The 26,893-nt window shown below is 52.1% G+C and carries 19 protein-coding genes; 11 read left to right on the top strand and 8 right to left on the bottom strand.

Translation table 11 applies throughout. The annotated features are described in order from the left end of the window. Positions 1-53: 53 nt before the first annotated feature. Positions 54-1,019, top strand: a complete 966-nt coding sequence (fepB, locus tag GA565_RS03170) for a Fe2+-enterobactin ABC transporter substrate-binding protein (protein WP_152197321.1) — start codon at positions 54-56, stop codon at positions 1,017-1,019. A 55-nt stretch (positions 1,020-1,074) separates the two neighbouring features. On the opposite strand, the gene GA565_RS03165 is transcribed toward fepB, so the two are convergent. Both GA565_RS03165 and entS read right to left on the bottom strand, forming a co-directional pair. Further along, positions 1,075-4,047 carry a LysM peptidoglycan-binding domain-containing protein gene (locus GA565_RS03165; protein ID WP_193311871.1) on the bottom strand — a complete coding sequence of 991 codons (2,973 nt, stop codon included), beginning with the start codon at positions 4,045-4,047 and terminating at the stop codon, positions 1,075-1,077. Between the two features lie 239 nt (positions 4,048-4,286). Next, positions 4,287-5,555 carry an enterobactin transporter EntS gene (entS, locus tag GA565_RS03160; RefSeq protein ID WP_152197319.1) on the bottom strand — a complete coding sequence of 423 codons (1,269 nt, stop codon included), beginning with the start codon at positions 5,553-5,555 and terminating at the stop codon, positions 4,287-4,289. Positions 5,556-5,768: 213 nt separating this feature from the next. Here entS and fepD point away from each other — a divergent pair, with 213 nt between their 5' ends. From fepD to GA565_RS03140, 4 genes are all read left to right on the top strand, one after another. Beyond that, entirely contained in the window at positions 5,769-6,785 is a 1,017-nt protein-coding gene (gene fepD / locus GA565_RS03155) for a Fe(3+)-siderophore ABC transporter permease (protein WP_370518087.1), read from the top strand. Further along, positions 6,782-7,813 carry an iron-enterobactin ABC transporter permease gene (gene fepG, locus GA565_RS03150; RefSeq protein ID WP_152197318.1) on the top strand — a complete coding sequence of 344 codons (1,032 nt, stop codon included), beginning with the start codon at positions 6,782-6,784 and terminating at the stop codon, positions 7,811-7,813. The genes fepD and fepG overlap by 4 nt, the downstream gene beginning before the upstream one ends. Continuing rightward, positions 7,813-8,616, top strand: coding sequence for an ATP-binding cassette domain-containing protein (locus GA565_RS03145; RefSeq protein ID WP_152197317.1), 804 nt, complete (start codon positions 7,813-7,815; stop codon positions 8,614-8,616). Before fepG ends, GA565_RS03145 begins: the two co-directional genes overlap by 1 nt. A gap of 182 nt (positions 8,617-8,798) precedes the next feature. Then, on the top strand, positions 8,799-10,583 hold the full coding sequence (locus tag GA565_RS03140) for a hypothetical protein (RefSeq protein WP_152197316.1): 1,785 nt from the start codon (positions 8,799-8,801) through the stop codon (positions 10,581-10,583). A 99-nt stretch (positions 10,584-10,682) separates the two neighbouring features. Here GA565_RS03140 and GA565_RS03135 read toward each other — a convergent pair whose 3' ends face one another. The 3 genes from GA565_RS03135 to fes form a co-directional block, all read right to left on the bottom strand. Next, on the bottom strand, positions 10,683-14,621 hold the full coding sequence (locus tag GA565_RS03135) for an enterobactin synthase subunit F (RefSeq protein WP_152201294.1): 3,939 nt from the start codon (positions 14,619-14,621) through the stop codon (positions 10,683-10,685). Positions 14,622-14,682: 61 nt separating this feature from the next. Further along, complete coding sequence (locus GA565_RS03130) at positions 14,683-14,865, bottom strand: MbtH family protein (RefSeq protein ID WP_084984366.1); 183 nt, start codon at positions 14,863-14,865, stop codon at positions 14,683-14,685. After that, positions 14,852-16,183: an enterochelin esterase gene (gene fes, locus GA565_RS03125; RefSeq protein WP_193311869.1), complete on the bottom strand. Its 1,332-nt coding sequence runs from the start codon at positions 16,181-16,183 to the stop codon at positions 14,852-14,854. The genes GA565_RS03130 and fes overlap by 14 nt, the downstream gene beginning before the upstream one ends. A gap of 282 nt (positions 16,184-16,465) precedes the next feature. On the opposite strand from fes, the gene GA565_RS03120 reads away from it, so the two are divergent. Both GA565_RS03120 and GA565_RS03115 read left to right on the top strand, forming a co-directional pair. After that, the gene (locus tag GA565_RS03120) at positions 16,466-18,715 is read left to right on the top strand and encodes a TonB-dependent siderophore receptor (protein ID WP_152197314.1); all 2,250 of its coding nucleotides are present in this window, start codon (positions 16,466-16,468) and stop codon (positions 18,713-18,715) included. A 68-nt stretch (positions 18,716-18,783) separates the two neighbouring features. Then, complete coding sequence (locus GA565_RS03115) at positions 18,784-19,470, top strand: 4'-phosphopantetheinyl transferase (RefSeq protein WP_152197313.1); 687 nt, start codon at positions 18,784-18,786, stop codon at positions 19,468-19,470. Between the two features lie 63 nt (positions 19,471-19,533). On the opposite strand, the gene GA565_RS03110 is transcribed toward GA565_RS03115, so the two are convergent. Genes GA565_RS03110 through GA565_RS03100 form a run of 3 tightly spaced genes read right to left on the bottom strand, consistent with a single transcriptional unit; the run spans position 19,534 to position 21,274 of the window. Then, entirely contained in the window at positions 19,534-19,779 is a 246-nt protein-coding gene (locus GA565_RS03110) for a pentapeptide MXKDX repeat protein (RefSeq protein ID WP_055782155.1), read from the bottom strand. Positions 19,780-19,839: 60 nt separating this feature from the next. Beyond that, positions 19,840-20,631 (bottom strand): molybdopterin-dependent oxidoreductase, encoded by a 792-nt coding sequence (locus GA565_RS03105; protein ID WP_152197312.1) that lies wholly within the window; start codon positions 20,629-20,631, stop codon positions 19,840-19,842. Positions 20,632-20,641: 10 nt separating this feature from the next. Then, positions 20,642-21,274, bottom strand: a complete 633-nt coding sequence (locus GA565_RS03100; protein ID WP_152197311.1) for a cytochrome b/b6 domain-containing protein — start codon at positions 21,272-21,274, stop codon at positions 20,642-20,644. Between the two features lie 176 nt (positions 21,275-21,450). On the opposite strand from GA565_RS03100, the gene GA565_RS03095 reads away from it, so the two are divergent. The 4 genes from GA565_RS03095 to acs all read left to right on the top strand — a co-directional run bounded on the left by GA565_RS03095 (position 21,451) and on the right by acs (position 26,865). Next, positions 21,451-22,173 (top strand): response regulator transcription factor, encoded by a 723-nt coding sequence (locus tag GA565_RS03095; protein WP_152197310.1) that lies wholly within the window; start codon positions 21,451-21,453, stop codon positions 22,171-22,173. 3 nt (positions 22,174-22,176) lie between these two features. Further along, positions 22,177-23,649 (top strand): ATP-binding protein, encoded by a 1,473-nt coding sequence (locus GA565_RS03090; protein WP_152201292.1) that lies wholly within the window; start codon positions 22,177-22,179, stop codon positions 23,647-23,649. A 100-nt stretch (positions 23,650-23,749) separates the two neighbouring features. Next, positions 23,750-24,787 (top strand): S66 peptidase family protein, encoded by a 1,038-nt coding sequence (locus GA565_RS03085; RefSeq protein ID WP_152197309.1) that lies wholly within the window; start codon positions 23,750-23,752, stop codon positions 24,785-24,787. 116 nt (positions 24,788-24,903) lie between these two features. Further along, the gene (acs, locus tag GA565_RS03080; protein WP_152201290.1) at positions 24,904-26,865 is read left to right on the top strand and encodes an acetate--CoA ligase; all 1,962 of its coding nucleotides are present in this window, start codon (positions 24,904-24,906) and stop codon (positions 26,863-26,865) included. Positions 26,866-26,893: the final 28 nt, after the last annotated feature.

Genomic DNA, 26,893 nt, shown 5'->3' with positions numbered 1-26,893 from the left:
TTACTGGATTTCCCCAAATGAAACCGGCAGTTATTCACAATTAAGGTCTTAAAATGAAGTTAACAACGTTGCGCCCTTTGGCCGCTATTTTAGGAATATTCACCCTTCTGACGGTTTCGGCCCATGCAGCCGAAGGTTGGCCAAGAGAGATTAAAACCTCGCACGGGGTGATAACTCTGCAACATCCTCCTCAGCGTATTGTTTCCACCAGCGTCACCGTCACCGGCACACTGCTGGCTATTAATGCGCCTGTGATTGCCAGCGGTGCCACCAGCCCCAATACCCGCATCTCGGACGACCAGGGTTTCTTTCGTCAGTGGAGCAGCATCGCCAAACAACGTGCGGTAAAACGCCTTTATATCGGTGAACCCAACGCCGAGGCGATTGCCGGTGAAGCGCCTGATTTAATTATTATTGCCGCCACCGGCGGAGATTCTGCGCTAAAAGTTTACGACCAGCTTTCCGCGCTCGCGCCGGTGATGGTGGTGAATTACGATGACAAAAGTTGGCAGGAACTGGCAGTAGAATTGGGTGAAGCGACCGGTAAAGAAGCCGATGCGGCTAAAACCGTCGCCAGCTTTGACGCACGCGAGAAAGCCCTAAAGCAAAGTATTCATTTACCTGCGCAGCCAGTCTCGGCTTTGGTTTATCGTCCCGACGGCAAAGCCGCCAACCTGTGGACACCGGCCTCCCCGCAGGGGCAAATGCTGGAACAGCTGGGCTTTACGCTGGCACAACCTCCGGCCAATGTCGCCAGCGGTCAAACGCAGGGCATTCGCAAGGACATTATTCAGTTGGCGGGTGAAAACATGGCGATGGGCTTAAACGGCAAATCGCTGCTGCTGTTTGCCGGTGATCAAACTGATGCTAAGCGTCTGGAAAGCAATGTGTTCCTGAGCCACCTGCCTGCGGTACAAAACAAGCAGGTGTTTGCCTTAGGCAACGACACCTTCCGACTGGATTACTACAGCGCCAGCAATCTGCTGACGCAGCTGGAAACGCAGTTTAGCGGCCATTAATCCGCTTGGTGGGTTGGGGAACAGAGTGTGTTTGAGATTGAAACGACCAAGTAAACTATGCTCCCCACCCACTCATCATACCGGGTACGACAGGAATTCGTAATGTCTGCCCCACGGGTAATGGCCCTTCAAGAGATGCAAGTAAATCTCTGTTGGCGTTGAACAGTTCAACATATCGGTCTTCTCTATTGGCCCCATAGGCTTTTTTGGCAATATCTTTGAAGGTATCCCCCTCCTCAATAGTATAGGACACATAGTTTAGTGTACTATCTCTGGGAGCAATTGGCGCATTCGCTGTTACTGATTGCCTATCTATGTGAGCAATTGCCGCATTCGCTGCTGCTAATTGCCTCTCTTTGGACGCCGTTGCCAACAAATTATATACTGCTTTTGAGACTCCCCCCAAAAATCTCACTAATAAGTTGACAGCAGCGGGTGGCACGTTTAACTTTAAAAAGGCGGCGACAGTCTGAGTGTCTTTCGCAACAAAGTTAAATTTCATGCTAAATAACTTATCAACAAATTTTGAGAGGGTTATTAATTTATCATTAGGATTATCCAAGATTTTATCAGCTGTATGTCTTACTTCCTTGGCTAATGATAAACCCCTTGGAATAATCGGTCGTGTGGCTAAAATACCTGCCAATAAATGCGTTGACAATGCCGTCAAACCGTCTCTAAGATGAGCTATAGTTTTCGCTCTATCATCTTCAGCCAAGGCTTTTAATGTAGAAGGTACTGCATTACATAAACCGAGCCCTATATTGGCAGAGATACTCATTCCAGTAAATGGAGCCCAGAAAGGTAAAAGTTTAAGTAAAACTTCAATGCCCCCCGCCAACGCGAATAATGTTGATTCTCCACGCGACACGATAAGTCTATCAAAATCATCTTCGAAATTGTCAACGACGACTTTAGCTAAAATATCCTGAACACGCCCTTTTTCACCTAAGGAAAATGGCGATGTCACTCCGGTGAAAAACATCTTCAACAGATTATATTTACCTTCAAGAGACGCAAATGATGCGGGGACTTTATTCTGTTGACTCTTAGGCAATCCAGCATTCATCTCTATTAACAGTTCAGTCTGGCCCGCGAGATTGTTTTCAGCATCCTTTAATTTAACAGGCACAAAACTGCTGCTGGTACCATGAATCATTCTTCCAACCAAGAATAGATTCGAGACAGGATACCCCTTGAATTTTATCTGCTGAACATCATTGAGATCTTCTGAGCTGACCTTATCGAAATTAGTGTGCGTGGCCATATTCATTTGATTATGGATGTAAGCGTTCGTTTCGGCAGATGCTCGGATCGAATCTTTTATTGAATTAAGAGCAGTGGCTGAGGAAACTGTACGTTTCATTTTCATGTTGACATAAGTTTGTAAGCTGTCATCTGTAAAGGTCGTACTTATGCCGTTATTTTTAAACTCAGCAGGCCATTCTATTTTATAACTCTGGTTATTGTGTGCTCTATTAGATCCAATTAGTGGTGTCAGTTTTCTCAATAATTCACCCGTCGCTATCTCAAGGGGCGTTACTCTTATAAAAGTATTTTTAGTCCCTGTTAGTAGTCCCCCCTTGTTGATATTGAAGACACTCACTTTAACCTTAGTGTCCTGAATTTTCTTAAATACATCCCCAGACATACCGCTACGCTTACATTTATAGGCAAGTATCTCCGTAAAATAATCCAAGACGGGTTTATTGGGCTCCATATTTACATTTGCGTCAAGCAAAGGGTACAAATTGCTCAACGAATCGTTTGGGGCGATCGGGCCTATTATACGCCCGCCCTGAACAGCATCAGGTAGAAGTGCCAATAGCGCCGCGGCTGCACCCGCCACCGGACCTGCGATAGCCGTTACCGCCATACCCGCCAACAAACTGTTAGCGGCGGCATTTAATGGTCCAGCAGCAACTGGCATATCTGCCGCTTTTTTTGACGCGTTTTTGTCTGGCATTTCATAGCGAGATTGTCTTTGTTCGCCGATCTTGGCGTCGCGTTTTAAAGTGGGTGGCGTCTCTGGAACCGTAGTAATCGCTGAGACCGAGTTAAGCGTATGAAACAACCACAGCGCCTTCTCCGGCAGCGTCAATTTATCAAGCGCGCGTCCCTGTTCCTGAGGCTGACGAAAAGCTCTTTCCGGCTCGAGATGCGACATAGGATTATGAGGGATATCGTCTTTGAGCAGTGCGCTCTGACACCTACCCGGCAGCGCTGCAAGTAATCCCTGAAGCATACTCAGTAAAACTTCCGTTTCATTTCGAGTCGGTTGGCTTGCGCCAGTTCCGCGTTGAGCGGCAACCACAAGTTGCAGAAACTGCCTGCGGTCGATTACCCCACCCTGCTTTGAGCCTTCATCTTTACTGAAGTGACTATCAATATGCTTTCTCAGGTTTTGAAAGCTGACCTTTCCTGGATTGTCCTTCACGCTGGAGCTTTTATCAGCCTTGTCGCCAGAATCCATTCTATTGCTTAACAATGGGACCAGTTTCAATACTTTTTCACAGCAGGCAAAGTCCCATTTTTTATTGTCCAATTTATCCGATAACCCATGGATCCCTTGTTCAAGGTCTTTGAAGCTTTTCTCATATTGGTCAGCAAGTTTGAATGTCTGCTCTGAAATAGCCTGAGTGAACTCCTGCACTTTTTGGGGGGTTACCAGCAAATCGAGTTCGTGATCCTGCAGATCGCTGACATCGTGTCCTTCACACTGTGCAATGACGAATTTGATAAACGTATCTTTTTCACAGGCAGTTTTCTCTAGCCAAGAGAAGTCTAAAGAGGCCGCACTGCTCGTACCCAGCTGCTCTTTATCCGTATCCCGAACGACTTGCAGGAAAAGCGCACGCGTGCCCTGATTCCATTCTGGGCTTTGTAAACTTTCCAACTGATCGAGCACCCGGCCGTGTTCGGCATAATTAAGGCCAGAGCCCTCATCAAAGCTCTCGATGCCTGGGCTATTAAAGCTACAATACCCTGATGCCGAAGGATTATTGTTAATTGGGTTATTGATGTGCATTTCATTCCTTGAATACATTGGGCAGAAGTCCCAGGAATGAAAAATATGCAGTGAAAATTTTTTCCTCCCAGGCCTGATAGAACCCCTAGCGTAAAACTAATAACGCCGCCACATTATCGGTTTTAGTGACTTCCTATTGGATTTAGACAAATTCACGAAAAGTAGGCAGGAGAGAAGAAGTGGAAACTCAAAGCAAGCGCCAACCTAAGCTGGCGCAGTGAAACACGTTCAAGCGCGGCTTAACGCTCCTTTACTGTCTTGATGGGTTGTGAGGCCGACTCTACTTCGCCGTTACCTACCTGTCGTAGCGCCCCGAGGGAAAAGGCCAGCACCACGCCCACGATGGCAGCGCCCAGACCAAAACTCGCCGAGCTAGTGACAGGCAGCATCACCGACCCCATCGCGCCCAGCAGTAATGCTCCCAACGCATCGCCCGTCACGTTTTGCGCGGTCCACAGCCCGTTGACTCGGCCTAAATAGGCGTCCGGCGTCAGACGCTGAATTAGCCCGTACTGCAACAGTGAGTTAATGGCGCTGAGATAGCCAAAAATCGCCAAACACAACAGCGCCATGCCATACCACGGCATCAGACTAAATAGCCCGACGGCAATGAAGGCGAAGAGGGCGGTCATCAGCATCATCCTGCCGGGCCGAGCTACGCCCGCTACCCGGCCGCTGGTGAATGCGCCCATTGCCGCGCCGAGGGGAACCGCCGCATACATCAAACCGAGCCTGGAGGCATCTACCTGCCAAACGCCCGCCAGCGCCGGATAGAGCACACGCACGGCGCTGGCCATGGTGAGCAAGGCACCTATCAGCGCGACCATACCGATGATTTTATTTTCAAATAAAAAGCGGAATCCGCTGACCAAGGCGCGCAGCGGATGCTCACGAGGCTGCGGCGGCGGTGATAGTTGCGGTAAACGCAGCAATGGCACCAACGTCAGTAACGTCCCCAGCGCCGCCAGTGCGTAATTCCACACTACGCCGCCGCTGGCAATGATTATCCCCCCAACCGCAGGAGAAAGAATCGAACCAAAGCGCACGGTCAGCATGCTTAACGCACCGGCCTGAACCAGATTTTCACGCCCGACCAAGGTGGGCGTTGCAGCCAGCAGCGCCGTCACGCCCACCGCGCCAAAAAAACCGTCCCATACGGACAAGAAATAGATAACCGTGAGCGACGGCGACGGCAGCGCCGCATTAATGCACAGGCCAATAAAGCCCAGACCGCAGGTTGAGCGCGCAAACAGGATAAGCCGGCGGCGCTCGTAGCGGTCGGCCATCACGCCGCCCATGATCAATCCAACAAACATACCGCTTGCAGCCAGTGTCACTGCCAGCCCCACCAGCAGGGGGGAGCCTGTCAGTGCCTGAATTTGTACCGGCAGTGCAATACCCAACAGCCCAAGTGCCAAAATCGAGATAAAGCGGGCAAAAAACACCGAGCGAAAGGCCGGGTGGGTTTTGAGTAAACTAAAGTTAAGTAAAATCGAGGGTTTATCCATTACAAAATAAGATCCAAAAGTCACTGGGGTGTCGGCCAGACGGCCGGCGGTGGAAAGCTGCAGTGGTTACTGCAACCTTTCAATGAGTCATGCTACCATATACAAATACAAGCGATAACGATAATAAATATCATTACCATTACTTAATGAGTTAGCTTCGATGGACCGTTTCGATTGACTGTATCGATGAGAAAGGCTGCTATGTCTCGGCTTATGATGTCTACTGCCCTCCCGCCCGTTCCACGCCAACTGAGTGGAATGCTGCTCGCCATATTGCTGCTACTGGTTATGGTGGCGCTCAGCCTTTCAGTGGGTGAAAAATCAATCCCGCTCGACAAGGTGATACAGGCGTTAAAGGGCCAATGCTCCAGCGCCGACTGCGTGATTATTCTTGATGCTCGCCTACCCCGTACGCTGGCCGGCATTCTTGCGGGCGTGGCGCTTGGCCTGTCGGGCGCGCTGATGCAGATTTTGACCCGCAACCCGCTGGCCGACCCCGGCATTCTTGGCGTCAACGCCGGTGCAGGTTTTGCAGTCGTTGTCGGTATCGCCTTTTTTGGTGCGACACACATCGAACAATTTTTGTGGTACGCCTTTGGCGGTGCGCTGGTGGCGACCCTGCTGGTGGCGATAATCGGCGCACTGGGGCGGGGAAGGATCAACCCCATTCGCCTGACGCTGGCCGGTGTGGCGCTGGGTGCCGTGCTTGAAGGCATGTCTTCGGGTATCGCTTTGCTTAATCCCCAGGCTTTAGATCAATTGCGCTTCTGGCAAGCAGGTTCACTGGATATTCGCAGCATGTCGGTGATTCGCACCGTGGCGTTACCGATAATTTTTGCCAGCGTGTTAACCCTTTTCATGGGCCGAGCGCTGAACAATTTGACCATGGGCAGCGAACTGGCTACCGCACTGGGTACCCGGATTGCCCTGACGCAGCTCTGCGGGTTGCTGGCGATTACGCTGCTGTGCGGCAGCGCCACGGCGGCGGTGGGTCCGATTGGTTTTGTGGGATTGATGATGCCGCACATCGCACGACGCCTTTCTCGATCCAATCCACGCTGGATGCTGCCTTGGACGCTGGTACTCACCCCTTCGCTGCTGCTGGCCGCCGACCTGATTGGCCGCCTGCTGGTGGTGGGTGAAATGCGGGTTTCGGTGGTCACTGCCATTATCGGTGCGCCGGTATTGATTTGGCTGGTTCGCCGTCATCGGGGGCTGAGTCGAGGATGAGCAGCAATCATACTGCCGGTCAGTTGTGCGCGAGCACTAAAAAATCTCGCAGGCTGCGACCCATGTTGACTGCGGCAGGACTGCTGCTGTGCTGTGCCGCGCTGGCGGTTTATGCACTCGGTAGCGGCACGCTTGCTCTCAGCGCGCATCAGGTGATTGACGCCCTGCGCGGTGAAGGTCCAAAAAATCTCTCGGTCATCGTGACCCAGTGGCGTTTGCCACGCGTGGCGATAGCGCTGATTGTGGGCGCAGCGCTGGGAATAAGCGGCGCTATTTTTCAATCTTTAATGCGCAATCCGTTGGGCAGCCCCGACGTGATTGGTTTTAATACCGGTGCCTACAGCGGCGTGCTGGTGGTGATTGTGCTGTTTAACGGCAGCATTAATCAGATAACCGCCGGGGCGATGGCCGGAGGGATTATCACCGGTCTGCTGGTTTACTGGCTGGCGTGGCGCAGAGGGGTTGAGACATTCAGGCTGATTATTGTCGGCATCGCCGTTCGTGCTCTGCTGATTGGCTTTAATACCTGGTTAATTATTAATGCCTCCCTCGAGTCAGCGCTGACTGCCGGACTGTGGAGCGCTGGTTCACTGAACGGCATGACCTGGCTTAAAAGCCTGCCGGCTGTCGGCGTTATCGTGCTCGCCATGCTGCTGGCGCAGGGGATGTGCAAAAGAATGCGCCTGCTCGAAATGGGCGATGACACCGCCAACGCACTGGGCGTACCGGTTGAGCGCTCGCGCCTGCTGCTGCTGCTCAGCGGCGTGTCGCTTACCGCTGCCGCTACCGCCATTGCGGGTCCGATATCGTTTATCGCGCTGGTTGCACCACAAATTTCCCGCCGCCTGTGTGCCAATCAAACTCAGCCGCTATTCTTGGCGGCATTAACCGGCGCTCTGCTGCTGTTGGTCGCCGACGTGGTGGCCCAACGCGTGTTCCTGCCTTATCAATTACCCGTTGGGGTGCTGACGGTCAGTATTGGTGGCATCTATCTGATTGGGTTATTAATTCGAGAGTCCAGACGCTAATGAACACTGAACCGTTTTCCCCGTTACGGGCCGAGAATCTCACCCTTGGCTATGAAAAAAAGGTGGTGGCGAGCGACCTGTCAGTGTCGATCCCCGAAGGCAAGCTGACGGTGATTATTGGTCCCAACGCCTGCGGAAAATCCACCCTGCTGCGCACCCTCAGTCGCCTGATGCAACCGCAGGCGGGCGCGGTGTGGCTAAATGGCAAAGCCATCAGTGAGGTGCCGACCAAAGAGGTGGCCAAACAGCTTGGCTTGTTGCCGCAAAGCTCGACTGCGCCTGGGGATATTAGCGTCGCCGACCTCGTGGCGCGCGGGCGTTATCCGCATCAAACGCTGTTCAGCCGCTGGCGCAGCGAAGACACGCAGGCCGTGGACGATGCCATGCGGGCAACGGGTGTTTTCGAGCTGGCAGACAGTCTGGTCGATACGCTTTCCGGTGGGCAGCGTCAGCGCGTGTGGATAGCCATGGTGCTGGCGCAGCAAACGCCGTTGCTGCTGCTTGATGAGCCAACAACCTGGCTGGATATCGCCCATCAGATTGATTTGATGGAATTAATGTGCCGGTTAAATAAACAGAATGACCGCACGTTAGTGGTGGTTCTGCACGACCTTAACCACGCCTGCCGCTATGCAGGCCATCTGATTGCTATGAAAGACGGTAAAATTCTGGCTCAGGGTGCACCGGCGGATATTGTGACGTCTGAGCTTATTGAACAGGTGTTTGGCCTACGTTGTCACATCATTGACTGCCCAATTTCCCATACCCCGCTTATTATTCCCCTGGGGCATCGGGACTCATAAAGGCATTGTTATTGCCATATTATAAAGAGATTCTTAACTTTATTAATATGCAGATTTTTCTTATTAGAGAATAGGGCATTCGGTATCTGCTGGTGGCTTATCTCAATGTAATCATATTTAGATTAATGTAAAGTTATGTGAATGGATATTTAGTTGACATAACTTTAACGAGGATTATTTAAATGAAACTTAAAACCTTGGCATTGATCATTTCGGCCTTTTTTATCAGTAATAGCTACGCCGTACAACATATTAACAGCGAGCAATATCAGAAACTTTTACCTAAAGATGAAAGTGGACAAGTTAATTATGATCTGAAATTAGCGGATAAAATTGATGTTCAGTATCACTGCGACCTTAAAAGTGAAAACGGTGAGTTAGTCCTTGACCGAAATAATTGTGAAAAAACCCCATTCAATATTGATTGGAAGAAAAACTATCCTGATACTGTTAAATTAAACTTATACAAAGACCCAAGTAATAAAACGATTGAAGAACATAAATTGTGGGCCATGGCTTTTGCACAGGCATATGTTAGCAGCATGGTAGAAATGCAGTATGGCTTAAATAAAAAAGACGGTACTTTTGACTTATCACAGCCTTTTGGAACGGGCGAATCGTTTGGCGAGTACTTTGCGCGTAACTTAGGGCCTAACTATTATCTTTCTAAAGGATTACAAGAGAGCTCTTTAGGTAAAGATATTCCTGAGTTACAGGACGACGGCGTTTTGCAGGTTGAATATAAAATAGGTACAGATCTTAGCGCTTGGGGCGGTCTAAAAGGCTCAGGTGAGGGTGGTTTCCCATTAGTGTTTACAAAATTGGACCCTCTAAAGGTTCTTCACTCTAAACACGGCGTAGCGCGTAATATCGTGGGTTCAGCACTGACCAGCAGCTATTACAACGGGATGGCGTTGGGGATTACCAGCGGTTCTATCAAAGCCTACGACCAGGCGACCGCAGACTCGTTAAGCATCAACAAGATGAATAAGTTTTTGCAACAGGCTAAAAGCAGAGATGGTTTAGCTATTGTGATGAGCTTTATGTATAACCGTGGCGCGTATGCGGCCAGAGATCAGGTACTTAAAAATAACGAAGTATTTGAACATTGCGCAAGCGTGGTTGATAAGTTGGCGAGCGACGTTACCTGCTTTAATCAGGCAAATGACCCAGGCTCAAGATATATGCGTCAAATTCCAGACGTCAATCATACACTTTTGGCAGCCGCTGCTGATGAGTCCACCAGTTATGATGTAGAATTGACCCGCGATGATATTTCGAACTATCTTGATCTAATTCAACGCTATGGTTTCTACAGCAAAGAAGATATTGATAAAGCAAAAGCGCCAGTATTAGCCAAGTTTGATCAAATTGCTGCCAAGCAGGTTATTTCTTATCGTCACGATTTTGGTAAAATACTGGAAGTGATGATGGTGAATTTACCGATTGCTGAATTTGCAGAAAAAGCACCTATTGATATGAGTAAAAAATCAACGTTAACTAACGTCGGGAAAATGGTATTTCTTAGCGTAACGGGCGTCGACAATTACTACAGCTGGCTAAATCCTGGACAAACTGTTCCTGTCGATGCAAACAGCAAAATTACCCAATTATATCTCGCGGGTGGAAAAGCCACTGATATTGCCTGTGCAGGCGTGGTTCAGTCGGAGCTTGCCGCAGCAACAGCCGAAAAGCCTGTTCATTTGTCGTTAAGTTTGTCTGGTGGCCAGTGCCAGGTTGATAGCAACTACGTCAAACCTGATGATAAAGTTCAGCCAGTCAAAGATCTCAAAAAATGCAGCAGCTATCCCGAATGGAACGCCGACAGTGATTATAACCCACCTGCAAAAGTCGTTTTAAATAAAACCATTTATAATCTGAAATGGGGCACTGTACACGATCAAAATAATCCTTCCGCCAATGATTGGAAAGGCGGCATGTGGGAAAACAAAGGGACTTGTAACTAATCAGTGCTAAGTGACTGAAGTATGAAAAATGCCGTGATATATATCGCGGCATTTTTTTTATACCCATCAGCGTCTTTTTCTTTCTAACTACGCATAATTTTATAAAGCGCGTAATATTCGGTTAAGCATCGGCCCCAATATTTTAAACGACACCGGTGAAACGATATCAACGTGCGCACAGTCCAATTCGTGAACCTGAAGAGAATCCACATAATGTGACCAGGTCTGCTGCACGTCCATTCCCTCCTGCAGGGTGCGGCGTGCAACAAACAGCGTGGCTTCGCCGTTAAAACGTGCAGTGTGGGTGGCCGACAACAGCCGCACCGAATCGGCATAGTTGGCTTCGATTTTGTCGAACATCGAATTTTTGTCGCCCTCGTCTGTCGGGTCCAGCGCCCCTTCTGAAACCGCGATAAATTGCTGGCGTTCGCGCTGGATCTCTTTAAGCACGTTGTCGTCGAGCATCACGTCCCAGCTTTGCGTTTCTGGCGGATAGGTATCCAACAGCCCGAGGAACGCCACCTCCTCCCCTCTGGCCTGCAAACGGGCCGCAATGCCCTGCGCCAGGGTGCCGCCCAGCGAGTAACCGATAAAATGGTACGGCCCGTGGGGCTGAACGCTTAACACAGTTTGTAAATGTGCATCGCACACCTGACTCATATTTTGACTCGTGCACAGAGGTCCATCTGGATGCGGTGACTGAATGCCAACTACCGACCACTGCTGGTCAATGTAGCGCGGCAACACGCTGAACTGCCAAGAGAATCCTGAAGCAGGATGCAGGCAAAACAGCGTCGGCCCTGTGCCGCTGCGCAGCGGCAACAGTGCCTCAAACCCGCAGTTATCAGCCTCAGCCTGGCTTTGCTCCTCACCTAATAGCGCGGCCAGCTGTTCGATTTTAGAAGCCACCATAATTTGACCCACGCTGACCGGCCTGCCCAGCTCACGGCGCAGCTGCGCGGCTAAACGCATCGCCAGCAGCGAATGGCCACCGAGGGCAAAGAAATCGTCGTCAGCAAATACCGTCTCGCGAGATAACAGTTTGGAAACCGCCTGCGCTATCAGCGTTTCAAGGCCGGGTTCAGGCTCACGCCCCTGAGTTTGCTGCGCTGATTCAGGCTGTGGAAGGGCTTTGCGGTCCAGTTTGCCGTTAGCACTCAGCGGCAGCGTGGGCAGTTCGACCAATGCGACCGGCACCATGTGCGGCGGCAAAATTTCGGCCAGCGCGTTGCGCAGTGCCTCTAGACTGAGACGCACATCCTGCTGGGCGACCACATAACCCACCAGTTGGCGCGCATCGCCGCCGGTTGCGTCCTGCGCTGGCGTGCCCAACGTCATGGCATGCGCCACCGCCTGCGTGATGCCGGGCAAAGAGAGCAGCGCGTGATCAATATCGCTCAGCTCAATGCGCTGACCGCGAATCTTCAATTGAAAGTCACTGCGTCCGAGATATTCAACCGCCCCGCTCGGTAACCAGCGCGCCACATCACCGGTGCGATACATGCGGCCACCGTTACCCTGCGGGTCGGCAACAAAGCGGCTGGCGGTGAGGTCCGGCCGCCCCAGATAGCCCTGTGCCAACTGCACGCCGGTGAGATAAAGATCCCCAGCAATACCCGGCGGCACTGGCTGCAGTCGGGCATCGAGAATGTGCAGGCCGGTATTCCAAACCGGTAAACCGATCGGCACATTCGCGCCGCTGACGGCGGCCAGTGACTCCCCCCACGCCGGATGATAGCTGACGTCGACAGCCGCTTCGGTTGGCCCATAAAGATTGTGTAATGCCACGCCGGTGCGGCGCTGCCACAGGCGGCACAGCTCGGTGGGCAGCGCTTCACCGCTGCAAAATACCTGACGCAGCGAGGCACAGTGGCGCACCGCATCCGCTTCTTCCAGCGTACTGACAAACGCGGCCAGCATCGACGGCACAAAGTGCAGGGTCGTCACGCGATGGTGCGCAATTAGCTGCTGCAGCTGCTCGGGGTCACGATGGGCCTCCGGCGGTGCCATCACCAGTTTGGCGCCCACGATAAGCGGCCAGAAAAACTCCCACACCGAGACGTCGAAACTGCTCGGCGTTTTTTGCAAAACGACGTCATCACCGCCAATAGGATATTGGTTTTGCATCCACAGCAGGCGGTTAACAATGGCCTGATGCCCCACCACCACGCCTTTTGGCCGACCGGTCGACCCTGAGGTAAAGATGAGATAGGCCGGATGCTGAGGTGAGGGTCCCTTAAATACCTGAGGAAAATCTGATTTCAGGTTTAACAGGTCGTCATAAATCATCACGTTGCCTTGGCGGGCAAAGCGCGGTAGCTGGCCGTTATCAGTGATTATCAGACGCGGCGAGGCGTCTTCCAGCATCATTGCCAGACGGTCATCAGGATAGCTGGTGTCCATCGGTAAATAGGCCGCACCGGCCTCAACGATGGCCATTAGCGCCAGTGAAAGAAACACCGAACGCGGCAGCGCGACGGCCACGATATCGCCCGGTTTAACCCCTTGCGAAATCAGTCTTTGCGTCAGGGCAATAACCTGCTCGCGGGTCTCTCGATAGGTAAACTGGTGCCGTTCGTCAGCCAATGCTGGGGCGTCGGGCGTTTTCTCCGCCTGCTGCGCCAAAAGGCAGCTCAAGGTGCTCTCTTCGACCGGAAACGCGGTGTCATTCACCCGCTCAATCAACGTGCGATCGGCGTCAGTAAGCATATCGGCATCACCGGTCAGCAGCGCAGTATTGTCAGCAAACTGGCTTAGCAACAGCGGCAGGCGCTGTAAGTGTGCGGCAAGCTCATCGGGCTGATAGCGTTCGGCGTTTGCCAGTAAATCAACGGTCAACTGGCCGGACTCGTCAATATAAAGTGCTATCTCCAAATCGCGAACCGGACCGGAGGCAAGCTCGTGAGTCACCCCTTCCATCCCGTTGAAATCAAGACGGAAATCGAACATTTTAAAGTTAAACACGGTGCCATACAGCGGCTGAGAATCACCTACGCTGCCAATATCACGCGGGATCTGCTCGGCGTCGTAGCGTTGATGGCGGCGTGCCATTTTCAACTCTTGCGCAATGCTGCGGGCTACCTCGACCAAGGTCTGCTGCGGCGCCACGTTGAATCCTACCGGCAGCACGTTAATCACCGGACCGGTGGCACACAGCGCGGCCGAGCCCATACGGCGCATAAAGATAAATCCGGCACCCAATTCGGTTTGCCCGCTGAGCCGCGAAACCCACAGCGACACCAGCGCGAGCGCCATGTCGGACGGCGTCAGTTTATGCGCCTCGCCCGTTGCAGCAAGCCGAGAAAACTGCTGCGGGCTACAGGCCTGAGAAAGACGGAAAATATGCGTAGACGGCGTTTGTCCGACCAACGGCTGCGCACTGATGCTGGCGGCGGGCGGCAGCTGGCGGGCTTTTTTCAGCCAAAATTGGCGGTCGCGCTCGTAAAGCGCTGACTGCTGATACTGCTGATACTCCTCCACCACCTCGCGAAAAGGCACAAACGGCGAGGCTTCGGGCTGCTGCTGCTGGCACAGCGCGGTGTAGATCTGGGCGATTCGGCGGGCGATGGCGGTAAAGCTGAAGGCATCGACGATGGCATGGTGATAGCGCTGATACCAGAACCAGCGGTCCTTGGCTACGCGGATCACGATATGGCGAAACAGCGGCTGCCCGTCCGCCACGCGCAACTTGCCGTTAAGATCATCACGCATCAACGCCAGCGCGGCAGATGCCTGGCATTCGATCTTTTTCAGACCCTGCGCGGCGGCTTGCGACTGAGCGCTGTCGTAAAGATCGACCCACTCAACGGCGGGGATCTCTACCGCCCCGTCAACCCACTGCACCGGCACGCCGTCGTGTTCGTCAAAACGCATACGCAGCGTATCGGCCTCAGAAAGCCCCTGGCCTATGGCCTTGCACAAATTTTCGCGGTCAAGCTGACCGGTTAATTCAATATAGTGAGCAACCGCATAGGCATTGTCGTGGGGAGAAAGTTGGTCTGCAACCCAGATACCCGGCTGTGCGGCCACCAGCGGCATAACGTCGTGGCTGGCGGGCGAATGATTTTTAGATTGAAGCTTTGACGTTGCGTCCTGCACCTTAAGCACTCCTGCGAGTTAATTCGAGCCAGTTAATACAATCCGTGCGTGCTGCGGGGCCAAAAACCGCCTCCCATCCCTGAGGAATAGCGCTGAAATCCGGCCACAGGCTGTACTGATTTTCACTGTTTTTCAGCACCCACAGTGTCTGGGCCTCATCATCAAAAGGATTAAGCTTTTCCATTAGCGACTCCCGTCTGTTTAGTCACGATAAAGTCATCGGCCCACAGCGCCTCAAGCCCGTCGAGCAGCCCACCCCGCCAGCACAGCGCATCGTGTCCGCCTTCGACCACGCGGTAATGCACGCGATGCGGTGCGTTTTTAAAGGTGTCGAGCAGGTCATTGTTCACTTTGTGGATCAGCCCTTCGTGACGGCCCGCCTCCATAAATATCTTCAACGCACTCTGTTGCCCAAGCCCCTGCTCGATTTGTTTCGGCAGCCAGCAGGCGTCCTGCGGCGTTTCACCGAGCTGCAGCATGTCGCGACGCGGCCACCAGAAAGAACCCGACTGGGCGAGCACGCAGCCAAAACGCTGCGGCCAGTTCAGCGCCGCATACAGCGACGAAAGACCGCCAAAGCTTTGTCCAGCAACCACCGTTTTGGCCGGATCGGCAGAATAGGCTGCGCGCTTTTCAACTTCCGGCAGCAACTCTTCCTGTACCGCCAGCCAGAAATCAGAGTTACAGGTCAGCTCCTGTGCGCGGTGCTGACTGTCTATCACCTCGATAAGCACATAAACCGCCACCGGTAATTTGCCCTGCGCAGTTTGCTGCATCAGGGGTTCCCAAATCGGCATTTTTTGTGACCAAAACTGCCCGTCGAGTAAAATAGCCAGCGGGCGGGAAGACAGGCTCTCCCCCTCGCCGGTGGTGTAAATCCAGACATTGCGCTGGTTGCCCAATCGCTCGCTGCGCCACTGATAGCGCTGAATCTTGGCCGGAGGCGCAGGCATACACAGTCCGCTTGAGGTGTTATAGCTATCGAAATCTCGCCAGGCAGGCTGCGGCGGCGCATCGGGGAGGCTAAGGCCGGAAAGCGCATGGCCTTTTGCTCCGGGCCATGAGCGGGTTGGGTTCAGTAAATCGTGGCTCGCGTGAGAAAATATGCTGCGCCACCAGCTACGTACGGCAAACATTCGTCCGAAGGCGTCGTCGATTTCTGCGCTAAAAGGCCGGTCTTCAACGCTGGGAATAAAGCTGTAGCTGCCACGCCAGTCAGACTGGAGTTCGGTTTGCCAATACCAGACGTCAGTGCCGCTCAGCCTTTGCAGACTCTGTGGCGGGGAGGATTGATGATGGTCAGTCAGACAGTTGATGTTGATCCAGACCCGTTGATAAGAAGAGGTGAATTCGCTCCCCTGAGGATCGCGCCAGAAAAAGGTGACTTTGCAGCAGCCCTCTTGCGAAGACTCGACCCAGGGCGTTCCCCGGCGAGCCACCTCCAACCACCATCCGTTGCTTCCTGCATGCTTGCTGTTCAACAGCGTACTGCTCGCTGACATTGACAGCCGGTCTACACAATCTGGTTTCAAAACGCTTACTCTTTTTAAGGCGATAAAGAATATTCAATACTTAGAAGATGTTAACTTCTAACACCGTATGAACCCCATCTTAAACTTAAAAAGAATAGTATTGATAATTATTTTCATTTGCAATAGTGTGTAACCGCCCATCCACAGGGCTGGCTTTTCCATTAGCGGATAAGTACACACAACAGGCCATCCCGCTGTTTGCGTCTTCTTTCTACTGACAGTGTAGGGATGGGTTTCAGGGTAGAGACCAGCATGACTTTTAAACTTTCGCAATACTCTTTGGCTACAGTAATAGGGCTCGGATTAGGCACTTCTGCACTGTCGTTCTCCCTCAGCGCGGCAGAAACCCTATCCAAAGAAAACACAGACAAAGGCGACACTATTGTTGTCACCGCCGCCCAGCAAAACCTTCAGGCTCCGGGCGTTTCCACCATTACCTCCGCTGAAATTCAAAAACGACCGCCTGCGCGCGACATCAATGAACTGATCCGCACCATGCCAGGCGTAAACCTTACCGGTAACTCCACCAGCGGCCAGCGCGGCAACAATCGTCAGATTGACATTCGCGGCATGGGGCCGGAAAACACCCTTATTCTGATCGACGGACTGCCGGCCAACAGCCGAAACTCTGTGCGTCAAGGCTGGCGCGGTGAACGTGACACGCGCGGCGACACCAGCTGGGTTCCGCCAGATATGATTGAGCGCATTGAAGTGCTACGCGGTCCCGCGGCCGCACGCTATGGCAACGGCGCCGCCGGTGGCGTGGTGAATATCATCACCAAAAAAGACACCAAAGACTGGCACGGATCGTGGAATACCTATCTCAATGCGCCGCAGCACAAAGATGAAGGCTCAACCAAGCGCACTGATTTCAGCCTGTCAGGCCCGCTGGGCGATCAGTTCAGCTTCCGCTTGTTCGGCGGCTACAGTAAAACTAAGGCCGATGCGCAGGACATCAACGCCGGGCATCAGTCAGAGCGCACCGGAACCTATGCCGACACGCTTCCAGCCGGTCGTGAAGGGGTGATTGACAAAAATATCGATGCCCTGCTGCACTGGGATTTCGCCCCAATGCAGTCGCTGGAGTTTGAAGTTTCAAACGGCCGTCAGGGCAATCTCTACGCCGGTGACACGCAAAACACCAACACCAGCGCGCTGGTGAAGAGTATGTACGGAAAAGAAACTAACCGTATTTATCGCCAAACCTATGCGCTTACCTATCGCGGTGCCTGGGAAAACGGCGTTAGCACCACCCATTACGTTCAGTATGAGAAAACCACTAACTCACGCATGAATGAAGGACTGGCGGGCGGCACTGAAGGGATTTTTGCCGACGACAGCTTCAAGGATACTCATCTTGGCAACGTGCTGGCACACAGTGAAGTCAGCATTCCATTCGACCTGGGCGTACCGCAAACCGCTACGCTGGGTACTGAATGGAACCAGCAGAAGATGAAGGACGGATCGTCCAATACGCAGGCGCTGTCCGGCGGAACTATTGCGGGCATCGACAGCAGCGGTCGCAGTCCTTACTCCTCTGCGCAAATCTTCTCGCTGTTTGCCGAAGACAATATCGAACTGACCGACAGTACCATGCTAGTGCCGGGACTGCGCTTCGATCACCACTCCATTGTCGGTGATAACTGGAGCCCGTCGCTTAATCTGTCGCAGGAGCTGGGCGACCACTTTACCTTGAAAATGGGCATTGCCCGCGCCTACAAAGCGCCGAGTTTGTATCAGACCAACCCTAACTATGTGCTCTACAGTAAGGGACAAGGCTGTGCGGCAAGTACCGGCGGATGCTATCTGCTAGGTAATAAAGATCTCAACGCCGAAACCAGCACCAACAAAGAGATAGGCCTTGAGTATCACGACGGTGGTTTACTGGCGGGCCTCACCTACTTCCGCAACGACTATCGCAACAAGATTGAAGCGGGTTATCTGCCAACCGGCACCTCGACCAGTAACGTCTCGACCGACGTTTATCGCTGGGAAAATGTGCCAAAAGCCGTGGTTCAGGGATTGGAAGGCACCCTGAATATTCCGCTCAGCAGCAGCGTGAACTGGACCAACAATGGAACCTATATGATTGAAAGTAAAAATAAGGAGACCGGCGATTACCTGTCGATCATTCCGAAATTTACTGTCAATTCTACGCTGAGCTGGCAGGCAACCGAAGACCTCTCAATGCAATCCACCATGACCTGGTATGGCCGTCAAAAGCCGAAGAAATACAACTACAAGGGCGAGGATGTGACCGGCAGCGAGAAGCATGAGGTCAGCCCTTATGCCGTGTTTGGCCTCAGTGGCACCTATACAGTTTCGAAATACGTTAGCGTAACCGCGGGCATCGATAACTTGCTCGATAAACGCCAGTTCCGCGCCGGTAATGCGCAAACCGTAGGTAATGCTGTCACCAATGCGTATATGTACGGTGCCGGGGCAGCAACCTATAATGAACCGGGAAGAACCTTCTACATGAGTTTAAATACCCACTTCTAAGCTCGAATAAGCCCCTGTTTCTGTCGGGTACGGCCCGTGCCCGACAGTTACCTTCAAAGTGTCCGCCGATGAATATTCATTTTTCCTGTTTTACCCTGTCTATGCCGGACTTCATTCAGCCGATTGTGGTTGCGCACTATGATGTCAATACGTTGGAACCTGAGGATTTACTGATTTTACCTTATCGCGACGCGCTCTTAAGGGCTGTCCCTTCGCGTAAGGCAGAGCATCTTGCGGGCAGGCTGGCAGCACGAAAAGCAATGACGGCGCTGGGCATGAGGCCGCAAATCCCTGCGGTAGGTACACATCGTCAACCACTCTGGCCATCTGGCGTTGTCGGCTCAATCAGCCACACCGATCGTCTGGCGCTGGCGGCGGTTGCTCTCTCGTCTGAAGGGGTCTGCGGACTGGGCCTCGATATCGAACCGGTGATTTCAACGCAGCAAATGGCGGATATTATCGACGGTGTCCTTCTGCCTGATGAACACGGGCTGTTGTTACAGAGTGAGCTGTCAAAAGAAGAGGTTTTGACGCTGATTTTTTCGGCCAAAGAGAGCCTGTTTAAGGCGCTTTTTCCGCTGGTTGGCGAATATTTTGATTTTTCGGCGGCGTTTATGACGGCTCTATCGCCGTCGACTCAACGCTTTACGCTCACGCTAGCGGAGTCTTTGACGCCTGCACTGAAGGCAGGTATGACGTTTGACGGGCAGTGGCACTGTTTCGAGGGCGATATCCTGACGCTGATACGCTTTTAATGCAAAGAATGGAAGACAAAGGCAACCCTGAAACATCTCATTCAGAGTTGCCCAAGGTGAAGCTTACTGGCTCATGGCTGATTTTTTCTTCATTTCATCTTTGCCCATGGTGTCTTTGCCCATATGATCTTTAGACATTTTGTCTTTACCCATGTGGTCTTTACCCATAGTGTCTTTGCCCATGTGGTCTTTAGACATGCTCATGCCGTCTTTCTTCACCACAGGTTTTGTCATTGCGTCTTCAGCGTGCGCACTCATCATACCCAGCATCAATGTTGAAGAGATCATTACGGCGATTAACTTTTTCATGGTATTTCCTTCTCATTTTTAGATAATGCACGAAGCGTGCAGGGTCATTTTCAATAGCAATTAACTTCCACCAAACCAGTTGTAGCCCTGGTCTTCCCAGTAACCGCCGGGATAGGCATTAGTGATTTCAATTAGCTTGATATGCTTGGGATTTTTGTAACCAAGCTTGGTCGGCATTCTCAATTTCATGGGGAACCCGTACTTACGCGGCAAAATTTGCCCATCGTAGGTCAGTGCCAACAGGGTCTGAGGATGCAGCGCCGTTGCCATATCAATGCTGGTGTAATAGTCGTCGGCGCATTTGAAGCTCACATATTTCGCGCTAAGGTCAGCACCAACGAGTTTTAAAAATTGTGAAAACGGAATACCGCCCCACTTGCCTATCGCGCTCCATCCTTCAACGCAGATGTGTCGCGTTATCTGGCTTACCTGCGCCATCTGGTAGAGCTGCGCCAGCGACCAGGTAGACTTGTCTAACACTTTGCCTGCCACTTGCAGACGATAAGAGAGCGGGTCAACCTCGGGCGCATCCTCTTCACTGTAAAAGGCGTTAAAAGGAAAAGGCCGGGTTATCATCGACTCTGCATATTCTGGTGCCAGACGGTTTGCGCCGAATAGCCACGCCTGCACTCTGTCGTTAAATCCTGAAATTGAGACCAACGCTTTATCAACACTCGCGTTATCGCTGATATCGCAGCCGGTGAGCATCGCCATACCGCCCAGCGTCAGACCCTGACGCAAGAAATTGCGACGGGAGGACGCGTCAAGCTGCCGAGCAATCAGCCCCTGGGCTTCTTTGACGATGTCGTCTGCATCAGCGCCCGGCATGATGATTTTGCTGTCTTTTTTCATCGATATGACCTCAGCGTCCACGCAGCATGGCGAGTAATGTTTTAGGCACCAGCAGCACCATAATTAAATGTACGGCGACAAAACCGACCATCGACGACATGGCGAAAAAGTGCACATAGCGGGCCACATCAAAACCGCCCATCAGCGTACGCAGCAGCGGAAACTGTACTGACTTCCACAGCACCAACCCCGACAGCACCAGCAAAATACCGTCAACCATTACAAACAGGTAGGCGACCCGCTGCACCATGTTGTAATGACGTAAATCGTCATGCGCCAACTTGCCTTTCAGCGCTGCAAACAAGTCTGCCAATATGGCGCGTGGCGTTACCGGGAAAAACTTTGCTTTTAACCGCCCGGTGAAGATGTTCATTAACAGGTAGAACAGGCCGTTGATGCCGAACAACCACATGCCGGCAAAGTGCCACTGAATACCTCCGCCGAGCCAGCCACCCAAGGTTATCGACTTGGAAAATTCAAAATTAAACAGAGGCGATGCGTTATAAATTTGCCAGCCGCTGGTGACCATAATCAGAATCGCCAGTGCATTAATCCAGTGGGCTAAACGCAGCCAGAGGGCGTGAACAATCGCCGGTTTGCTATGGCCACCTGCCGCAGGTGGCAATTCAGTGTGTACTGTCATGCTGTGCTCCCAAACCCGCTATTTACGATGACACCTGCCGTTTCGATGGAATGAGTATTGCGCCGATTTGTTCCCCAAGACCTCACGCAAAGTTAAATAAAATGTGATAACTCCGCCTGATGACCTTGTGTAGACTGCAGTGAGATGAATACGCTTTAAACAGGTCAGGGCGCGCTATGGACAAGACTAAAAAGATTCTGATTGTCGAAGACGACAGCAATATCGCTGAACTTCTGACGCTGCATCTTCGTGATGAGGGCTATCAAATTACCCACGCGGCGGACGGCAATATTGGCGTGGCGCTGCTGGATAAAGGCGGTTGGGATGCGTTGATACTCGATTTGATGTTACCGGGCGTTGACGGCCTGGAAATCTGTCGCCGGGCAAGAAACATGACGCGCTATACGCCCATTATCATCATTAGCGCCCGCTCCAGTGAAGTGCATCGGGTGCTTGGACTCGAGCTAGGTGCCGATGATTATTTGGCCAAGCCCTTTTCGATGCTGGAACTGGTCGCGCGCGTTAAAGCGCTGTTTCGGCGTCAGGAAGCCATGGGCCGTAATCTGCAAATGGATGCGGGAACGCTGAACAGCAGCGGATTGGTGATTGACCCTATTTCGCGCGAAGTGATGCTAAATCAGCAAATTATCGAACTCACACCGCGCGAATTTGATTTGCTGTACTTCTTTGCCAAAAATCCGGGAAAAGTATTCTCCCGCCTCAGCCTGCTCAATCAGGTTTGGGGATATCAGCATGAAGGTTATGAACATACGGTTAATACGCATATCAATCGCTTACGTACCAAAATTGAGGCGAATCCGGCCGAACCTGACCGTATCCTCACTGTTTGGGGAATGGGCTATAAATTCATGCATTCCACCGAGGAGGCGCAGGGATAAATGATGAAGAATATGACGTTAGCACAGCGGCTTACGCTGGTTTTTATTGTTCTTCTGGTGGCCTGCGGCACCATTTCGGGCGTGTTGCAGGTGCGTTCCAGCAATCAGTACAGTCAGGCGGTTATACAGCGACTGTCGCAGAACCTTGCCAAGCACATTGCCGACAGCAACCCCCTGCTGAGTCAAAATGGGCTTAACAATGCCTCGGTGCATACGTTGTTTGACCAACTGATGGCGGTGAATCCCAGCGTTGAAGTCTATCTGCTCGACAAACAGGGAAATATTATTGGTGACGCCGCGCCAGCGGGCTCGTTGAAACTAAAACGGATAAATCTGCAACCGGTGCAAGCGCTGTTGCAGGGCGCAAAAATGCCGGTTTATGGCGATAATCCGCGCCATATTACCAATGATTCACATCAGGTGTTTAGCGCTGCCCCGCTGCTCGACAATGGGCAAGTGCAGGGTTATGTCTATATCGTTCTGCTTGGCGATGAATATACCGCGCTCGACAGCGATGCTCAGCTACATTCGGCGGTATTAATGGCCGTGCGCTCGATGGGATTAGTGATTTTATTTGGTCTGGTCGCGGGCGCGCTGGCTTTCCGTTGGGTGACGCGTCCGATCCGCCGTTTAACAGAGCAGGTCAGCAGCCTGGACAGCGGCGGAATGGAGGCGGTTAAAGCACTCTCTCACTCCTTACCGGATCCCAAGGCGCAGCGTGATGAAGTCTTCCAACTGCAGCAGGCGTTTATCAATATGGCTAAACGTATCGATGAACAATGGCAGAGCCTGACTCGTCAGGACCAGCAAAGACGCGAGTTTATCGCCAACATTTCACATGATTTGCGTACGCCGTTGACCTCGCTGCATGGTTATCTTGAAACACTGTCTGTTAAATCAGACCAGCTAAGTACCGAAGACCGGCAGCGTTATCTGAATATTGCGCTGGTACAAAGTAAAAAGGTGGGACGTCTGGCGCAGGAACTTTTTGAGTTGGCGCGTCTTGAGTATGGCGTGGTTAAACCGCAAAAAGAGCCATTTTCAATGTGTGAACTGGTGCAAGATGTCTATCAGAAATTTGAATTAACGGCGGAAACGCGTCATTTGGTGCTACAGGCAGACATGATGCCGGGTATTCCTCTGGTTAATGCCGATCTGGCGATGATGGAGCGTGTGATGACTAATTTGCTGGACAATGCCATCCGTTTCACCCCCGATCACGGCACCATTGAGATACGCCTTTGGCCGCAAAAAGAGAAAGTGATGGTGCAGCTTAATGACACCGGACCGGGTATTGCCGCCGAGCTTAAGGCGGACCTGTTTATTCGGCCCTCTATATTAAGTACCGGTCGAAAACGTGCTGGCGGCTTGGGGTTGATGATAGTGAAGCGGATCCTTGAGCTGCACGGCAGTGATATTGCGCTGATTGAACACCCGGGCAAAGGTGCCTGCTTTGAGTTTTCAGTGCCGGTATAACGCGAACCTTTTGGCACTTGCGCTGTGGCTATCATCTTTCTATTGAGCAAATCGGGTAAATAAGCGATGTTTAATCTCCCCCAGTAATAAGGAGATTGCCGTGATAACCCGCTATCAACCACTGTTAGCTCAACCACTTAAGCCGGGAGAAACCATTGGTTTCTTCTCGGCTTCTGCGCCAGTGACCGTCACGGCACCGCAGCGCTTCGCCCGTGCTCAACGCTTTATTCAAGATAAAGGATTCGGCCTGAAAGCCGGACTCTTGACGCAGAAATCAGACTTCTACCGCGCGGGCACCATTCAAGAACGTGCAGAAGAGTTTAACCAGCTGCTGCGCTGTCCGCAGGTTCGCTGCGTGATGTCGACTATTGGCGGCATGAACAGTAATGCGCTGCTGCCGTATATCGACTATGAGGCGATTAGAGCCGACCCTAAAATCATTATTGGTTATTCTGATACCACCGCGCTGCTGCTGGGCATCTATGCCCAAACGGGGCTTATCACCTTTTATGGCCCCGCACTGGTTGCCTCCTTTGGCGAGTTTCCTCCTCTTATTGATACCACCTGGCATTCCTTCTCCCAACTGTTGGTCACACCGCCCGCACTGCCTTATACCTATCCTCAGCCCGCCGTATGGAGCGATGAAAGGCTCAACTGGGATACCGCAGTTCCCGAGCGGCCTAAAAAGCTTTACGACAATGACTGTCAGTTTCTCGGCACCGGAAGGGTAACAGGCAGAGTTATCGGCGGTAACCTGAATACCCTCTCAGGCATTTGGGGAAGTCCTTATATGCCCGACATTGTTGAGGGCGATATTCTGTTTATTGAAGACAGTCTGAAAGACATTGCCACCGTTGAGCGCTCATTCAACATGTTAAAACTTAATGGCATATTTGACCGCGTTTCGGCGATATTGCTGGGTAAACACGAAGGTTTTAATGACTCAGGCAGCGGGCGTCTGCCAATTGATGTACTGCTTGAGGTTCTCAACGGTCAGCCACTGCCCATCGTTGACGGCTTTGACTGCTGCCACACCCATCCAATGTTAACGCTGCCGCTAGGGAGTCAAATCCGGGTAGATTTTGAGCGAAAAGTGGTTGAATTAACCTCCGCTTATTTGAGTTCTTCTGCCAACTAATTGTCTTGCAAAGGCATTGCGTGATCTGCGACCCAAAACCCAAACAAAGCTTGGGGAGCAACCTACAATTAACCATTGATTGACATAGTATTAACCTATTCATAAGGAGAAAAATGATGAGCCAATCCCATAAGCACCCTATTCCTGCGCCTATTGCAGAACGAGCCCTGATTACACCTGAGAAATATCAACAATACTATCAACAGTCTGTGGAAGATCCTGACGCATTTTGGGGGGAGCAGGCGAAAGTCATCGATTGGATCAAACCTTTTACTCAAGTGAAAAACACTTCGTTTGCACCGGGTAACATTGATATCCGCTGGTTTGAGGACGGTACGCTGAATCTGGCGGCCAACTGCCTTGACCGTCACCTCGCCGAACGCGGCGATCAGGTGGCTATCATCTGGGAAGGCGACGACCCTAAGGCCGAAAATAAATTCGTCACTTATCAACAACTGCATGAAGACGTTTGTAAATTTGCCAATGTCTTAAAAGATAAGGGCATTAAAAAAGGCGACGTAGTCGCAATCTATATGCCAATGGTGCCAGAAGCGGCGGTCGCCATGCTGGCCTGCGCACGCATCGGCGCCGTGCATTCGGTTATCTTTGCCGGGTTCTCACCCGAAGCCGTTGCAGGACGAATCATCGACTCCAATGCCAAACTGGTGATCACCGCCGATGAGGGCCTGCGCGCCGGTCGCACCATTCCGCTGAAGCAAAACGTTGACGACGCGTTGAAAAACCCGGGCGTAGTGACCATCACCCACGTTATCGTTTATCAGCGCACCGGAAAAAAAGGTGAATGGAAAGAAGGTCGCGACGTCTGGTGGCATGACGAAATTGCCCACGCGTCGGCAAACTGCCCACCAACCGAAATGAAGGCCGAAGATCCGCTGTTTATCCTTTATACCTCTGGCTCAACCGGCAAACCTAAAGGGGTATTGCATACCACCGGCGGTTATCTGGTTTATGCCGCGCTGACCTTCAAATACGTATTCGATTATCACGACGGCGATGTTTACTGGTGCACCGCTGACGTAGGCTGGGTAACAGGCCACAGCTATCTGCTGTACGGCCCCCTGGCGGTAGGCGCGATTACGCTGATGTTTGAAGGCGTGCCAAATTATCCCACCACTAACCGCATGTCACAGGTTGTTGATAAACATAAGGTCAATATTCTTTATACCGCACCCACGGCTATTCGCGCATTAATGGCCGAAGGGGATAAGGCCGTTGAAGGTACCAGCCGCAGTACGCTGCGCATTCTCGGATCGGTCGGCGAGCCGATTAACCCAGAGGCCTGGGAGTGGTATTACAAGACGATTGGTAACAGCAAATGTCCGATCGTCGATACCTGGTGGCAGACTGAAACAGGCGGTTTCATGATTACCCCGCTGCCGGGCGCAACGGAGCTTAAAGCGGGTTCGGCCACGCGTCCGTTCTTCGGCGTGCAGCCTGCCTTAGTCGATAACGAAGGCAATCCGCAGGAAGGCGCGACCGAAGGCAATCTGGTCATCGTTGACTCTTGGCCGGGTCAAGCACGTACGCTGTTTGGCGATCATGAGCGCTTTGAGCAGACCTATTTCTCAACCTTCAAAAACATGTACTTCAGCGGTGACGGTGCACGTCGTGACGAAGACGGTTATTACTGGATAACCGGCCGCGTTGATGACGTGCTGAATGTTTCCGGCCACCGTCTGGGCACGGCAGAGATTGAATCTGCGCTGGTTTCTCATCCTAAAATCGCCGAAGCGGCGGTGGTTGGTTTCCCTCACAGCATCAAGGGACAGGCAATTTATGCCTACGTAACGCTGAACCACGGCGAAGAACCGACGCCGGAGCTCTATGCCGAAGTGCGTAACTGGGTACGCAAGGAAATAGGGCCTATCGCAACGCCGGACATTCTTCATTGGACGGACTCACTGCCAAAAACCCGCTCAGGCAAGATAATGCGCCGTATTCTGCGCAAGATTGCCGCTGGCGATACCTCTAACTTTGGAGATACCTCTACCCTCGCCGATCCTGGCGTGGTCGATAAACTGTTGGAAGAAAAACAATCAATGAAAACGTCGTCATAATTTTCACCGCCTCGGCGCGGTGAACTCA

Origin of the sequence: Rouxiella sp. S1S-2 (genome assembly GCF_009208105.1) — a bacterium.
Lineage (GTDB): Bacteria > Pseudomonadota > Gammaproteobacteria > Enterobacterales > Enterobacteriaceae > Rouxiella.
Note: the sequence above shows the minus strand (reverse complement) of the source record. Positions and strands in the feature narration are given on the sequence as shown.